Raw genomic sequence first — 15,901 nt, 5'->3', positions numbered from 1 at the left:
TTTGAAGAAAGATGGCCGTTTTTTCCATTGCCATGGTAAGAGCTTCCCTGATGCATACTGTTAATCATGGATACAATAGTTGGGATGTAAGGGGCTGGGAAGGCCTCCGGAAACGAAAGGCTATATTATAGTTTTATAAGTTAGAGGAAGAAATTCCCTTTTGTCAAGGCAAAATGAAAACGCTGTCGTTGGTATCGTAATTTTTATGTTGTCAACGGGGCAGCTCCTTTTTTGTAAGCAAATGTAGCAAATGGGGACAGACCACGTTTTTTTGCTGATTTTCTCTCAAAATTCGTGAAACGATTTACTAATTCTCTTAATTTGTCAAAGTGAAAAAATCCAGAATTGTTTTTCTGAGGGCAATTAATCGATATGATTTCTGACATTTTCCCGGCTTAAACTTAAATTCAGCGAAGAATTTACATTCTGTTTGAAGATTGTAAAAAATTCTATTTTTAACCACCTGGGCTTTTATGTTTTCCGGTTTTGTACGTTCCTTGATCTTTATCATCCGTGGGGCCTTATCATAAGATGGGTCACCCGTCACAATTGCCAGACACGACCCCAAAGCGGTCGATTTTATGACCAAGCCCTGTATCGTCACCACTGGTCAATCCGGGTATCTATTTTGCACGACATTTATGATGGGGCTGTTAAACTATGACAAGCAGTTTGTCATAAATCATCAGGAGAACAGAATTGTCGTGTCAAAAAATATTGGTTTTGATTTTCTCAAAGGATTTTATCCGGTCACGTTAAGGCATTTTCTTGTATCTATCCTTGTCTTTCTTACGGCCATGGGGGCCTTTGCGCTGCTTTTTATTCCCTGGGAACGGGCTTTTGTGTCGGATGCACCTGATTTGACAAATGAAGAACGCCTGTGGCTTAAAAGCCATGACGGCAAACTTATCCTGGCGCCATCTCCTGATTGGGAGCTTTTGGAATTTTTCGATGAGAACGGACGGTACACAGGCTTGGTGGCCGATTACATTTACTTGATTGAAAAAAAGCTTGATTTCAAGTTTAAAATTATTCGCAATGACACCTGGAAAAAGGTCCTTGACCTTGCAAAGATGGGCCGGGTGGATGTGATCAGTGCAGCCCAGGCCACACCCGAACGCCGCCAATATTTTAACTGGTCGCCGCCATATATTGGTCTGAAAAATACTATTATTGTCCGCACCACGTTCAAGGGTACCCTGAATCTGGATGAGATGCAGGGTATGCGCATTGGTGTGCCGCAGGTCTATGCTGTGGGAGAATACCTGCGCAGCCATTACCCGGAGTTGCACTTCATAGATGTGCTCAATGGGCGGGAGGGCATGAAGAAGGTCTCTTTCGGGGAGTTGGACGTCATGATCATGGAGATTCCCAATGCGCTTTATGTCATTGAGCAGGGAAAACTGACCAATCTACGTCTGGCCGGAGATACTGATTTTATCCTGGAGCTGAGCATTGGAACCAATCCCCGGTGGCCGATATTGGAGAGGATCTTGACCAAAGCCCTCATGAGCCTCAGTGCAGGCGAGAAGAAAGGCCATAGAAAAAAATGGATTCACCTTGAACCTTATCGTTTTTATGAAAGCGTTGTATTTTGGGCAGTCATAATGGGTATCAGCCTGGCTGTCTGCATTGTCACCGGTACCATAGTGATGTGGAACCGAGCACTTAAAAGAGAAGTTGAGCAACGTACAAGAGCCCTGCGTCACAGCGAGAGACAGTTCAGGGATCTGGTGGAATACTCCCCCAACGGGATTTCAATCATTAAAAATGGGATTCCCATCTACAATAATCCGCGACAGCTTGATATCATGGATAATTTCAAGCCCCTTTATTCAGCGGGATTTGAGTTGATTCATGAAGAAGATCTGCCGGTTGTGCGGCAGTTTCACCGGGAAATCAACGAGGATGACTGGCAGTTGTCTGAATTTAATTTCAGGTACTACATTTCTGAAAATTCAGAGGCACCGGGTGGGCTTAGATGGCTTCACTGCAAATTAAATTCCACAAAATATCAGGGAGAGCCGGCCCGGCTTTTGACATCCATTGACATGACCGGGGCAAAGGAGCTGGAACGCCTGCTGATGGTTCAGAAAAAAATGGTCTCCCTGGGACATGTGGCAGCAGGCATTGCCCATGAAATCAGAAACCCGCTGTCTGGCATCAACATATATTTAAGAGCTCTTAAAAAATTGTTTGAAAAAGGAAATGGTGCGGATAAAATTTATGCCACCATGGATGAGATTCAGTCGGCATCCAGGAAAATTGAACGGGTGATCAAACGGGTCATGGATTTTTCAAAACCGGCTGAACCTCAATTTGCACCCATTGACATAAATACCCCGATCCAGGATGCCATTCGTCTTTCCCGGGTGACCCTTGCCGGTAAAAAAATTCTGGTTGAAAAGAGACTTTTCAGAAATCTCCCCCGCTGCCTTGCCGAACCCCAGCTGATTGAAGAGTTGATTTTGAACCTTGTCAGCAACGCTGCAGACGCCATGCCTATTGATCAGGATAATCGGAAAATTGAGGTTACCTCTTTTTTTGAAGGAGATTGTGTCATGGTAAGGGTGGACGACTCCGGGCCAGGTATCGCCCGGGATTTGAGGAAAAAAGTGATGGAACCTTTTTTCACCACAAAATCCTGCAGCACCGGTATCGGTCTTAGCCTTTGCCACCGTATTGTCACTGACCACAGAGGAACCATTAAAATCTCAACTTTCGGACTTCATTTCAAAGTCGGCGTTTTTATACTAGAGTCAGCCTAACCACCGGCGGCAAAGCTCGGCAGTTTGTATTTCTGGGCAAGGGCGGGTGCTGCGGCATTGAGAAGGGCGCACTCGGGGGAGCCCACAGGTGTGGTGGTCAGTTTCAGATCAAATGCCAGAGAAGAGCAGCCATAAATTACAGGAGCGCCTTTGACGGTGAGCTGATGCAGCACAATGGCACCCAGGATTTCACATTTGTGGGTTACAAGGGAACCTGCCAGGGTGATGGGACCTGTGGCACCGGCCATGACCATGGAAATCAGGTTACAGGGAACCCCTGCCCGGGCGCATGTCATGACACCGGTGCAGCAGTTTACATCCAGAGTTAAAGGACTTGTGGGAGAGCAGTTAATGGTGAGGATGGGACGTTCCCGCAGTTCCTCTTCTCCGCCCACAATGGCCTGGCCCATCTTGATGATCTTGCCGGCACGCCAGCCATTGCCTGGGCCATAGATGGTATGCTTTGTGGTGCTGGGAAATACCACCTCAGCCTCGTGGACGGGGGCTACATTGTCCGGGGCATCCCCGGAGGTCAATGAGCGTTCACACACATCCACCTCTTCCATGGCATCGGTGAGAAGGCAGCTTTAGCCACATCTTTCTTCATGGATGGGCGTACCGTGCCATCGGTCTCCATGACGGAAACTCCCTGGCCAAAGGTACAAAAGTGGGTGCGTTTTCCCTCAAGCACGATGTCATGCTTGGATTCACGCCCATATTGAACGATCTGGGGGGGAGCAGAACGGATGCAGTCTTCCACCAGGTAGGCAGGGAATTTTGCAATTTTCTTTTTGCGGTCAATCTTGGCGCCGCCGCCTTCAAGAATATCCAGTGCTTCATCACTTCCCACATAAAGCCCGGTTTTACTCATCACCTCAAGGGTGGCAAGGTGAACTTTTTCAAGCTCACTGTCGGTAAATACATTGAAACCAAACCCGCCCGACGATGCAAAGTCGGCGTATAGATTCCGTGTAACCATTTTATTACCTCCTTGATTAAAGTTTAAGGCTATGCCAGCGTTGTTAACGACCGGCAATTTTATACAGTGTGTCTTTTAAATTTTTTATATGAAAAGGTAGCCTCCAAGGCAACCTCGGCAGAGCCGCCCCCCCGATGGGCAATAGGAACCGGACAATCGAACTGTCTACAGTTCCGGTCCGGGACCATTGCCCGTCGGGGGGGGCGGCGGCATAATGCCATTTGGCTCCGCGTCTACGACCCAATATTCGTTGTGTCCGACAGGACATGCCCGTTTATATGAAACTTCGTCTAAGATGCTGCAATGATTAGAGTTTTGTTTTTCGTTGTGTAAATATTCGGTTTGCTTATACTGAATGAGTGCGCTGCACAAAGGCGGCAAGTTCCTTTTCTGCCTGGGCATCCAGGGTGGATTCCGGAGCGCTGGCCAGGATTTTCTTGTATTTTTCTGCGGCTGCCGTTGTCACATCTTCTGAGCCGTTGCTCTGCCAGCGGTCAAAAGTCTTTCATTTGGGTTTCTCTGGCAGATTGAATATTTACAATATACTTGAAGATATCTCATGTGAACCGAGGCCTGCCCCCTCCTCCAAAAACATAAAAAACTTGAATATGGCGTTTTAGGTGGCATTGCCTTGAATTGACTTTCAATTCTGCATATCCACAGGTATTGTAGAAATGCGGACGAGACGTCCGCGTTTTCGGACAAACCTGCCCGCAGTTCCCGCGCTTTAGACCGGCAGGGCAAAAGGGCCCCCGACGGTCCCGGGCGGATCGGACGGCCGTTGGGGGCGGCATATTACCATTTTCATTATTCGTTGTGTCCGCCAGGACATGTGGGTTATAAGAAACTCCGTCTAAGAGCAGCAATGACTGGTGTTTCAGGTTTTGTTGTGGCAGATGGTTATTGCCATGTATGTTATTAAAGCAGTCGTGAAAAAATGGGAGGAGATGAGACGATGCAGGGGGCAGACAATCTTCAGGCAATGAAAAAAACGGCAATGGCCATTTTTCAGGCCGCCATTGCTGCAGTGGCTCCTGAAACCTGTGTTAGACGCATTCTTACCAGGGTCAATAATCATGTGAGTATCGGGGGAAGCTCTATTGATTTGAATACCATCCGGCACATTTACCTGGTCGGGGCTGGAAAAGCCTCTGCTGCCATGGTGGGGGAAGCTGAGATCATACTCGGGGATTGTGTTCATGACGGTCTGGTGATTACCAAGTATGGCCACGGGGTAACCCTTCGTAAATGTCAGTTGATGGAGGCTGGGCACCCGTTACCCGATGAAAATGGCGTCAGGGCCACCCATGCACTTTTGTCCATGGTTGCCACGGCCGGTCCCGATGATCTGATTATCTGCATGATCTCCGGTGGGGGCTCAGCCCTCACCCCGGCACCTGCAGAGGGTATCACCCTTGCGGACAAACAGCATATCACCCGGCTTCTGCTGGGGTGCGGAGCAACCATTCATGAAATCAATACCATTCGCAAACACCTTTCACGCATAAAAGGTGGGCAATTGTGCCGACATACCAATGGTGCCCGTGTGATTTCATTGATCCTGTCCGATGTCATCGGTGATGATCTGGATATCATTGCCTCGGGTATCACCGCCTCGGACGGCGCCACCTTTGAAGATTGCCGAAAAATCCTTGACAGTTACGACCTGTGGCACAAGGTGTCTGAAACCGTTGCAGTGCATATTGAAGCGGGGAAAAAAGGAAAGATCCGGGAGACCCCGAAGCCCGGGGATGAGCTGTTTGACGTGGTGGATAATCACATTGTCGGCAGTCTTTCCGATGCCTTGGATGCCGCGGAAAAAGCAGGTAGAACATTTGGTTATACCCCTGTTGTACTCTCTTCCAGCATCCAGGGAGAAGCCGGAGAGGTGGCAAAGGTGCTGTGTGCAGTTGCAAGGGAAGTGCAATGGGCAGACAGGCCTGTGAAAAAACCGGCCTGCGTGCTTTCCGGCGGTGAAACCACCGTGACCCTGAAAGGAGAGGGGAAAGGAGGGCGCAATATGGAGCTGGCACTGTCCGCCGGCATTGAACTGGCAGGAATACCCGATATCCTGCTTTTATCAGTCGGTACCGATGGCAGCGATGGCCCCACGGAGGCGGCTGGTGCCTTTGCCGACGGTACCACTTCTGCCCGTGCAAAGGCTCATGGCTTATCAATGGAGAAACATCTTGCCCACAATAATTCCCATGCCTTTTTTGAAAAGCTCGGCGATCTTTTTATCACCGGACCCACCCGGACCAATGTCATGGATCTTCAGATATTTCTGATTGATGGCTGAGCAGGCCTGTGAAGGAAAGCAGGCCATTCCAGATGGTCATGGGGTGCGGCCTTATGGGACTGACCGTTGCGGTCCGGCATGAGAATGGCCTCTGTGGGACACATAGTTCCGCAAATTTCACAGTCGGTTGCTCAGTTTCTCCGGATCACGGGCAGCCCTGCATATCTTTGCTATCATTGAAAAAAACTGGAAACTGGAATATGATAACGTTGGTACCGTTTTTGAGTAGATAGTTATTCAAAATAAGGGGGGCAATGAAGCTTTTTTACAAGATTTATATATTTTTAATCATTACGCTCATAGTTATCCTGGGAAGCTATGGCTATATCGTTTATCAGCGTGAAATCAACCAATTCAGCAATGATATGGAAAGGAATGCTTTTTTACTGGGGCATGCTATCTCTGGTCCCATCGGACATATCTGGGAAAAATCCGGTATGGATATGGCCCTTCAGCTAATCAATGATGTCAACCGAGGTGAAGACCAAATAAACATCAGATGGATCTGGCTTGACAATCGTTCCCATGACCTGCAGACGAGCAGATTACCATCCAATCTGCGAAATAAAATTATAAGCGGTGAAAGCATCTCCCTGACCATGAACGACCTCAAAGGGGAACTGTTCCGGTTCTCTTATATACCTATCAAAATACCCCAAAATTCCATGGGCGCCATTGAAATATCCGAATCTTTAATGGAAATGAAAAAATATACACGGGATTCATTTGTTCATCTTTTTTATACCGGTGCTCTTCTTCTTCTGACGTTTGGTGTCATTCTATGGCATCGATTCAACATCTGGATTCATCAACCCCTCCAGCGATTCATTGAAAAATCGGCGAAGATAGGTGAGGGCGATCTGGAACCTGATCTGGAGCTTAAAGGAAGTGATGAATTCAGCCAGTTGGCTGCCACATTTAATGGTATGTGTGAAAATCTCAATGCCACATTGAACTCCATTCGTGTTGAACATGAGAAACGTATCTGTGCGCTGGAGCAACTGAGACATACGGAAAGACTCGCCACCCTTGGCAGACTTTCAGCAGGTGTGGCCCACGAACTGGGCACACCGCTGAATGTAATATCAGGTCGTTCCAAACTGATACACAATGGGCGGCTTACACCCCCGGAAATTGTGGACAATGCCCGTATTATAGGTGAGCAGTCACACCGCATGACCCAAATTATCCAGAGCCTGCTTGATTTTTCAAGGAGACGGCACCTGAATCGACAATATGAGGATATGACCCTGGTGGTTGATAAGGTTATCGAAATGCTCACCTCAACCGCCGCAAAGGCAAAGGTTTCTTTGGAATGGGTGCAAAAAGAAAAACTGCCCCAGGTCTTCATTGATTTTTCCCAGATTCAACAGGTACTGACAAATTTGATCATGAACGGCATACAGGCAATGCCCCAGGGGGGCACTTTATCTTTATCGATGTTTACGGTGGATACCCACCCGCCTGAAGAAAACTTAGCGGATAAACCGTATCTGGCGGTTCAGTTGGAAGATGAGGGACAAGGCATCGCTGAAGAAAATATGGCGTATCTTTTTGAGCCTTTTTTTACAACCAAAGAAATGGGGCAGGGTAGCGGTCTGGGATTGTCCATTGTCTTTGGTATCGTTGAAGAACATGGGGGGTGGATCAACGTAAAGAACCGGGCTGATCGGGGTGCCTGTATCACCGTCTTTTTTCCGCTGGAGGATTGCTCATGACAGGAAAGGTGTTGATTGTGGATGATGATCAGGCCATGTGTGAAATGCTTGATTCTGATCTGCGCATTCGTGGGTTTTCTCCCACCTGGTTTACCCGGGCCGACAAGGCACTCGTCCACATCAAAGAAACAGAATACAATGTCATTCTAACGGATATCAATATGCCCGGAATGACGGGTATCCAGTTATGTGAGAGGATGTCCCTTAACCGGCCGGAGATTCCGGTTATTGCCATAACGGCCTTTGGCAATCTTGAAACGGCCATATCCGCCATTCGAGCAGGCGCATATGATTTTATTTCCAAACCTGTGGATACGGATATCCTTGAACTGGTGCTGAACAGAGCGGTTTCACACCATCTGCTCCAGGAAAAAATAAAACAACTCAGCAAAGAAAAGGCTCAACCCAATGGCATGGCTGATATCGTTGGGCAAAGTCTGCCCATGCAATCGCTTTTTTCCCGGATTATTCGAGTTGCCAGCAGCAATGCCTCGGTGCTTATTTTGGGCGAGACCGGTACCGGAAAAGAATTGGTGGCAAGAACGCTTCACAGAAACGCAATGGACAGAACTGGCCCTTTTGTGCCGGTGAATTGTTCGACATTGCCTGAGCATCTCCTGGAAAGTGAGCTTTTTGGGCATAAACGCGGTGCCTTTACAGATGCCGGGAAAGATCATTCAGGGCTTTTCCTTGAGGCACAAGGTGGCACTCTCTTTCTGGATGAAATCGGGGAGATCCCCATACGACTCCAACCCAAGCTGTTGCGTGTCCTTGAAGAGAGACGTCTCAGACCGGTTGGCGGAAACAGAGAAATTGCCTTTGATGCTCGAATCATCGCTGCTACCAATCGGGATCTGGAATCTGCTGTAGAGGAAAAGAGGTTCCGGGATGATCTGTTTTATCGTATCAATGTCATTCAGCTGGAGGTGCCACCCCTGCGTTCGCGTGGAACAGATATCCTTTTGCTGGCCAATCATTTTGTGAAATATTTTGCGAACTGCACTGAAAAACAGGTGGATGGCATCTCAAATGGTGCAGCTGAGAAACTGCTTTCTTACTCGTGGCCGGGAAATGTCCGAGAACTTCGCAATGCCGTTGAGCGTGCTGTGGTACTGACCCGCTTCAACAAATTAATTGTTGACGATTTTCCTAAAAAAATCAGAACGTATCCGGCAGATGAACTGATATTGGGAACCGGTGATCCTTCAGAACTTGTTTCCATGGAAGAGATGGAACGTCGTTATATCCTGCATGTGATAAAAATCGTAAAGGGAAATCGAACCATGGCAGCTCGTATTCTGAAACTGGATCGTAAGACCCTTTATCGAAAATTACTGAAATATAAGATTGATCCATCGCAATAGCAGAAATATTCCGTTAAAATAACCTGCCCCAAATAATATCGCCCATCCTTTGTCAGCCTTGGCATCCAGGTGGGGCATTCTTCCCTACTGGGGCATTTTTCCCCGTCCTTGCGAACCTGTTTAGTTGATTGTACACCAAAAGAATGATGGCACAAATTCTGCTTTAATTCAAAATGTGACGGCGGTGTCAATGTGTTGCCGTAACAGAATAAAAGCCGGACAATTCGCCGGATAACTCATGGATCGTCAAAGATGGAGATAAAAAATGAGAGCAAATTCAACTAACCTGAACGTAAGTCCCCAAAGCCTATGTAACACCTTGGAAAAGGATGTGTTTCATATCCTGCTCGCAGATGATGATAAAGAGATGCGCAGGCTTCTGTCCCAGATGCTTCATGCGGCTGGCTTTGCGGTTACAGAATGCATAGACGGCATGGATTTGCTGGAGCATCTGGAATCATTTCTTTTCCCCGAAGAACAAAACCAACATCGGTTTGATCTCATTATTTCAGATATTCGAATGCCTGGAATTACCGGAATGGAAATACTTGAAGGCGTTCAGATGAACAGGGGATTTCCACCCATGATACTGATTACCGCATTTGGTGATGAAGAGACCCATCTTCAGGCGAAAAAATTCAAGGCCGCTGCTATGTTTGACAAGCCTTTTGATATTGATGATCTCCTGGACAAGGTCAGACAATTGCTTTTTTGATACATAAAAACGGCTGAAGTCTTGGTTTTTAAACACGTTTTTCATTTTTCATCAGGGGGGGCTTTTTTTCATGACAACCAGAAAATGGATTGTTATTTCAGTATTGCTGGGTACCATGGCTGTCGTATTTGGAATCCCGAAATTCACTGACACAAAAAAAACGATTCCAGTTAAAGAAAAATCCCACATGACAAAATCCAATAGTAATACCGAGGTTGAGCGATCCCGGCAGCCACATTATGTTTCCGTGGGTTTAAAACAGGGGTTTAAAACCCTGATTGCCGGAGAAACCGGCAGCTTTGAACTTGAAGCCCGGCTGAATGAAACAAAAAACAGTAAAGAAGGCCCCCTGACCTGGAATGCAAATACCGACAGTAACGCGATGATGGTCTGGATTGCCTCCCCACGGGATAGCGGTATTGCCTTCCTTGATACGGATAACCCGGATAGACCCCATTCTCATCTACTGGTGAGGTTTTCGCTACCTGAAAGTAATTTTTCCGGACCACTGACAGCCACGGTTCACTACATTGTGGATTCCAAAACCAAAGCCGGGCACCATTCACTCTGGCTGGATATATTCTCTGAATTGACCGCTCCCAACGGCAAAAAATTATACGATGCAGGTGTCGCCAGTGTGCCATTTGAAGTTGATACTCATCTTTTTACCAAGTTGTTGATGTTATGTGTTGTTGCCATTGCGGTGATTCTTTTTATTTTTGAGTGGGTGCGGGTGGATGTCGTCGGTATCTTGATGATGGTGCTACTTCCTGAATTGGGACTACTTCGGGCCGAGGACACTTTTCGAGGTATCAGCAGCAATGCGGTTATTTCCATCATCGGTGTCATGATCATCAGCTACGGTCTGAATCGGGCAGGTATTGTCAATCGAATTATTCACCCCCTGTTGGCATTCGTTGGTCGCAGTCGTTCCAGATTTGTCGTAAGCTTTTGCAGTATGATTGCCGCCATATCCGGCATCATGCAAAATACCGGTGCAGCTGTGCTCTTTTTGCCGGCCGTTCGTCTTGTGGCGTCCCAAAGACTTAAGATTCACATCTCACGTGTGCTTATGCCCATCGGAATGGCGGCTATTCTTGGCGGAACCTTAACCATGATCGGTACGAGTCCTCTGATTCTGCTCAACGATATCCTGCCGTCGGGTATGCCTAAATTTGGATTTCTGGAACTTACGCCCATCGGCCTGGCGCTTGTTGTGGGGGGCATCGGTTATCTTGCGACTTTTGGTCTTAGTATGCTTGAAAAAAAGTCAATCTCTTTGGATGGTCTGAGTAATAATGCCGATTGTGATGATGCCAACAGCATTATGTGTGCATATCCCGAAATTACCGGGCCTTATGAAATTTTTATTCCCACGACATATCATCCGGGAGAAGGCCCCCAGGAGGTGGTTGAAATCAGACGGCGGTATTTGGTCAACATTGTGGCATCGGCCAAAGACAGCAATGTCCGCAATAATAAGGCCCCTTTACCTGGTAAGAGTATTCAACCTGGTTTTGCATTGTGTGCCTATGGCCCGGAAAAACAGATCCTTGAGTTCGTCCAGGATTACGAGCTGATTCTCAGAAAAGAGGCAGACTGTTTTAAGGATACTATGTTTAACCCTGCTATGGCTGGAATCGTTGAAGCGGTGGTTTCTCCACGTTCCATCCTGATCGGCCGGACCATAAAAGAAAGTAGATTCCGTGAAACGTTTGGCATTACCGCTCTGGCCATCCATCAATTCGGAAAAAACTACTACAGAGAGCTGGCCGATCGTCCCCTGCAATCCGGGGATACCGTTTTAATCCAGGGCACATGGAAACAATTTCATACCCTCCAGGATTTTTATCAGAATTTTATCATTATTTCTCCCTTTGAGGATGAATTTCACAAACCGGAAAAAGCCAAATGGGCTTTAGCCTGTTTTTTTACCTCCCTTGTTTTGATGCTCATTTCAAGTTTTTATTTTCAATCCCGTGGTTATAACCCCATTCCCTTATCGGTCTGCCTCATGGCTGGCGCGTTGGGTATGATATTGACAAACGTTATAACCGTTGGGGAAGCATACCATTCGGTGGACTGGCGTACCGTTTTTCTGTTGGGTGGGCTTATTCCCCTTGGCATGGCGGTTGATCAGACTGGTACGGCAGAATGGATCGCAAAAAGTGTTGTTCTGGGCCTGGGTAATTTTATGTCACCGCTGGTACTCTTAATTGTCCTGGCTGTCATGAGCTGTGGATTTACAATGGTCATTTCCAATGTCGGTGCCTGTGCACTGCTTGTTCCCCTGGGTATTTCACTGGCGAATCAGATTGGCGTTGACCCTCGCGTAGCGGCGATTGTCGTCGGCATTGGTGTTTCAAATTCTTTTATTCTTCCGACCCATCAGGTGAATGCGCTTTATATGGGGCCCGGAGAATACCGAACCAAAGACTATATGCAAATCGGGGGTGTTTTGAGTGTTGTTTATATTGGGATTTTGGTTGCAATGGTATACATATTTTATCTTTAATGGATGAGCAGAGGTTGTGTCTTTCTGTTTTAGATGCTTGTCGCTGATTTTCGTATTATTTTGGCAAGTGATTGGAAAAACGATTTGGTTCTGGCTTGTCGAGTTTAGGTCTCCACGTTTGTCGTTATCGGAGAAAATGTTAATTTTAGACTTAGGGAGGAAAACTATGCCAATTATCACAATATCGAGAGGCTCCTACTGCAAAGGTAAGGAGGTGGCTGAAATGGTCGCCCAACGGTTGGGATATCGCTGCTTGAGTCGTGAGGTGATCCTGGATGCCGGCAAATATTTCAACATTTCAGAAATTAAACTTATCAAGGCAATCCATGATGCACCATCCATTCTGGATCGCTTCGGTCGCAGTAAACGCTTTTTTATAGCCTATTATCAGAGAGCTCTGAGCCTCAGTGTACAGAAAGACAATGTTGTGTATCATGGTTTGGCCGGGCATCTATTGCTGACAGGGGTTCCCCATGTGCTCAAGGTCAGGATAACCGCAGATCTTGACCATCGCGTGGCCCTTGTAATGAAGCGTGATGGCATCCCCATGAATGAGGCCAGAAGGCAGATTTTAGAAGATGACCAGGAACGTCGAAAATGGACACAAAGTCTTTATGGAGTGGATCCATGGGACAGTTCTCTTTATGATCTCACGATCCACGTCCAACGATTTGCCGTAAACGATGCCGTGGATTTCATCTGCCGTTCAGCAAATCTGGAGCCGTTTCAAACCACCAGCCAGTCTCAAAAAATTCTGGACGATCTGGTCCTTTCCACCCAAGTGAAAGTGAGCCTCATGGATACGTTTCCCAATATTTTTGTGAAAAGTGATCATGGCAATGTCCTTATTTATGTTAAAAACGACATGCAAAAGTTGCGTAAATTGCAGACAGCATCTAAAAATCTCATTGATAAGATTCCCGGGATCTACTCAATGGAGGTTCATCCCGGGGGGGTGACTCCACTTGGGGCCGTTTAAATCTAAACCGTATTTCACAGTTGTGGATTTATTTTTGCCGGTTTATCAGTTCGATGTGTCATACCTGTTCGTAATAAAAAGGTGAATTTCAAGTTTATTTGTAAATATTCGGCTTGTAGATGTAAATGTTTTGCCAGTAGTTTATCCCCGTCTGTGACGGGTATCGATTTTGAGCAGATTTTGGTTGGGGAAGTCAGATGTTGCCGGTAAACGAAAGCAGCGCATCCAGTATGGTCAAGGGATGGGGTGGGCAGCCTGGAATATAAAGGTCCACCGGCAGGATATCACCCACCCCATTGTGCTGTTCTTCGTGATCCATATAAGGACCGCCGGAAATGGCACAGGCACCGGTGGCAATGACCACTTTTGGATGGGGTATGGCCGCATAGGTTTTTTCAAGGGCCTGTTTCATGTTCCGGGTCACCGGGCCTGTTACTAGAATGCCGTCCGCATGCCGGGGGGATGCCACAAAATCAATGCCGAACCGGGACAGATCCCAGCCGATGGTGGTAAGAACGTTGGTATCCGCCTCACAGGCATTGCATCCACCGGCACAGACCTGGCGCAGCTTAAAGGAGCGCTTGAACATCCGGTGCGCTTCTTTCATCCGGACATGATTTGCATGGGAGATGTTTTTTTTAACAATCAGACCGTTGCGTTCCACAGCAGCCATCTGATGTTCCCTTGAAAAGGTGATGACCCCTTTGGGACAGACGCTTTCACATTTTCGGCAAAACAGGCATTTTCCGAGATCAAGTGCCGGGGCCTTATGGGATTGATCGTTGCGGTCCGGCATGAGGATGGCCCCTGTGGGACACACCGTGCTGCAGATTTTACAGTCGGTTGCACAGTTTCCCCGGATCACGGGCAGGCCAGCAAATCGTGCCGGAAGTTCCGGTGCCGGACCCTGGGGCCAGGAGATGGTGCGGTATTTCTGTTGGAGCCTGGTTTTTACTATCTTTAACATGTGATCTTGCTTCCTTTTATTGCTTGGACTTGATGGGCCTGTTCCCCCAAAAGTGGCCCATGTTGTGATCAAGGCCTACTTGATCATTAAATTACAGGTCATGACCGCAGTAGGAGAGATTAAAGCTCTTGTTGCACAGGGGAAAATCACTGATCTGCTGATTACGAAGGGCTATGGAGAGTCCAAACCAGTTGTGGAAGGAGGGGTCCACAATTTTGTAAAATGAAAATTTCCCCTGGCTGTCCGTGGCGGCGGTGTGACAGATTTCGCCCCGCCAGCCTTCGGTGAGTGCGGTGGTGGTTTTTCCAGGGCAAAGCCTTCCATCCCAGGATGCGGCAACGGATCCCGGGGGAAGGGATTCAAGCAAAATGCGGACCAGGGCCATACTCTCCTGGACCTCCCGCCAACGCACATGGGCCCTTGCAAAACAGTCTCCACCGGTTTCCACCGTGACGGGCACCGGCCAGGTGCGGTAGATGCCGTAGGGGTGACTTGTGCGTATGTCCCGGACGAGACCCGATGCCCGGGCAGCCACTCCCACAAGCCCCAAGGCGCGGGCGGTTTCTTCCTCAACCTTTCCGGTGTATTCCAGGCGGGCCAGCACCGACGGGGTATTAAACATTAGATCCATGGCCCCGGTGGCATCCTTTTCTATGTCGTTCAGCCGTTTTTGCATCACCGGGATCAGATCCATGGTGATATCCCAGAAGGTTCCCCCGGGAATGACAAGCCCCCGGCCAAATCGGTTGCCGCAGATCAGGGCCGTGAGGTTCAGCACATCCCCCCGGATGCGGCCGCAATAACTCATGGTGGGTAGAAATCCCACATCCCCTGCAATGGCACCCAAGTCTCCGATGTGGTTGGCCATGCGTTCCAGCTCTGCTGCAATGCCCCGGATCATCTGCCCCCTTGGGGGGACATCAATATCTGCCAGGGCTTCAATAACCGTGCATCCTGCGGTGGTATGACCGATGGTGGTGTCTCCGGCAAGGGTTTCAAAATAATGAATCGTACGAAGGTTCGGCCCCCCTTTAAGGGCATCTTCAACCCCCCGGTGCTGGTATCCCAGGCTTATCTCCAGGTGATGCACCGTTTCCCCATGGCATTGAAACCTGAAATGCCCGGGCTCTATGATGCCGGCATGCACCGGCCCCACGGCCACTTCATGCACCTGTTTCCCCTCCATGGCAAAAAAGTCCATCACTCCTGCAACGGTCTGGTTGTCCATGGATTTTGTTTTGTCCAGGGGAAATCGCACCGGCTTGAGCCAGGGATGGTCCGTGGGGATAACTCCCCATTGTTCATGGCGTTCACGTTCAAACAGATGGGCCTGGGGACAATCCGCAACAAGGCTCTCACAGGCGTTTGTCACCCGGGTGGTGAAGGTTTCCAGGGTGCCGGTGTCATCGTGGGCCAGAACCACCTGTAGATTTGTTTCTCCATCACTGCATGAAATACCGCAATGGGAGCTGATACGTCCCCCGGCTTTTACCCGGTCCAGAACCCGGGAGCGAAACGCCTTGATATCAAGCTCCGGCACATCACTTGATTCCATGCTTTTTCCGGACAGACATACCCCATTTTTTTCTTCAGTCAT

General features: G+C 48.1%; 11 protein-coding genes and 2 pseudogenes. 7 read left to right on the top strand and 6 right to left on the bottom strand.

Features of this window, described 5'->3' with window-relative positions; translation table 11 throughout:
• Positions 1 to 343 precede the first annotated feature (343 nt).
• A pseudogene (locus ACYQ2M_RS06530) lies at positions 344 to 523 on the bottom strand (IS1380 family transposase); the annotation flags it as partial.
• Between the two features lie 181 nt (positions 524 to 704).
• On the opposite strand from ACYQ2M_RS06530, the gene ACYQ2M_RS06525 reads away from it, so the two are divergent.
• Positions 705 to 2,768, top strand: coding sequence for an ATP-binding protein (locus ACYQ2M_RS06525; protein ID WP_459915520.1), 2,064 nt, complete (start codon positions 705 to 707; stop codon positions 2,766 to 2,768).
• Here the strand turns inward: ACYQ2M_RS06525 and ACYQ2M_RS06520 are convergent.
• The 3 genes and pseudogenes from ACYQ2M_RS06520 to ACYQ2M_RS06510 all read right to left on the bottom strand — a co-directional run.
• Positions 2,765 to 3,319: a trimethylamine methyltransferase family protein gene (locus ACYQ2M_RS06520; RefSeq protein ID WP_459915519.1), complete on the bottom strand. Its 555-nt coding sequence runs from the start codon at positions 3,317 to 3,319 to the stop codon at positions 2,765 to 2,767. The genes ACYQ2M_RS06525 and ACYQ2M_RS06520 overlap by 4 nt on opposite strands.
• Positions 3,301 to 3,747 (bottom strand): trimethylamine methyltransferase family protein, encoded by a 447-nt coding sequence (locus ACYQ2M_RS06515; RefSeq protein WP_459915518.1) that lies wholly within the window; start codon positions 3,745 to 3,747, stop codon positions 3,301 to 3,303. Before ACYQ2M_RS06515 ends, ACYQ2M_RS06520 begins: the two co-directional genes overlap by 19 nt.
• Positions 3,748 to 4,093: 346 nt before the next feature.
• A pseudogene (locus ACYQ2M_RS06510) lies at positions 4,094 to 4,237 on the bottom strand (trimethylamine methyltransferase family protein); the annotation flags it as partial.
• 447 nt (positions 4,238 to 4,684) lie between these two features.
• Between ACYQ2M_RS06510 and ACYQ2M_RS06505 the strand changes: the two are divergent.
• The 6 genes from ACYQ2M_RS06505 to ACYQ2M_RS06480 all read left to right on the top strand — a co-directional run bounded on the left by ACYQ2M_RS06505 (position 4,685) and on the right by ACYQ2M_RS06480 (position 13,337).
• Positions 4,685 to 6,046 (top strand): glycerate kinase type-2 family protein, encoded by a 1,362-nt coding sequence (locus tag ACYQ2M_RS06505; RefSeq protein ID WP_459915517.1) that lies wholly within the window; start codon positions 4,685 to 4,687, stop codon positions 6,044 to 6,046.
• Between the two features lie 254 nt (positions 6,047 to 6,300).
• The gene (locus ACYQ2M_RS06500) at positions 6,301 to 7,764 is read left to right on the top strand and encodes a sensor histidine kinase (RefSeq protein ID WP_459915516.1); all 1,464 of its coding nucleotides are present in this window, start codon (positions 6,301 to 6,303) and stop codon (positions 7,762 to 7,764) included.
• A complete protein-coding gene (locus ACYQ2M_RS06495) occupies positions 7,761 to 9,128 on the top strand; it encodes a sigma-54-dependent transcriptional regulator (protein WP_459915515.1) in 1,368 nt (455 codons plus the stop codon). Before ACYQ2M_RS06500 ends, ACYQ2M_RS06495 begins: the two co-directional genes overlap by 4 nt.
• A gap of 265 nt (positions 9,129 to 9,393) precedes the next feature.
• Positions 9,394 to 9,843 (top strand): response regulator, encoded by a 450-nt coding sequence (locus tag ACYQ2M_RS06490; RefSeq protein WP_459915514.1) that lies wholly within the window; start codon positions 9,394 to 9,396, stop codon positions 9,841 to 9,843.
• A 70-nt stretch (positions 9,844 to 9,913) separates the two neighbouring features.
• On the top strand, positions 9,914 to 12,358 hold the full coding sequence (locus ACYQ2M_RS06485) for an SLC13 family permease (protein ID WP_459915513.1): 2,445 nt from the start codon (positions 9,914 to 9,916) through the stop codon (positions 12,356 to 12,358).
• Between the two features lie 166 nt (positions 12,359 to 12,524).
• Positions 12,525 to 13,337: a cytidylate kinase-like family protein gene (locus tag ACYQ2M_RS06480; protein WP_459915512.1), complete on the top strand. Its 813-nt coding sequence runs from the start codon at positions 12,525 to 12,527 to the stop codon at positions 13,335 to 13,337.
• Between the two features lie 193 nt (positions 13,338 to 13,530).
• On the opposite strand, the gene ACYQ2M_RS06475 is transcribed toward ACYQ2M_RS06480, so the two are convergent.
• Complete coding sequence (locus ACYQ2M_RS06475; protein ID WP_459915511.1) at positions 13,531 to 14,304, bottom strand: NADH-quinone oxidoreductase subunit B family protein; 774 nt, start codon at positions 14,302 to 14,304, stop codon at positions 13,531 to 13,533.
• A 91-nt stretch (positions 14,305 to 14,395) separates the two neighbouring features.
• Positions 14,396 to 15,901, bottom strand: coding sequence for a hydrogenase large subunit (locus ACYQ2M_RS06470; RefSeq protein ID WP_459915510.1), 1,506 nt, complete (start codon positions 15,899 to 15,901; stop codon positions 14,396 to 14,398).

The organism is Desulfocicer niacini, from assembly GCF_054657595.1.
Note: the sequence above shows the minus strand (reverse complement) of the source record. Positions and strands in the feature narration are given on the sequence as shown.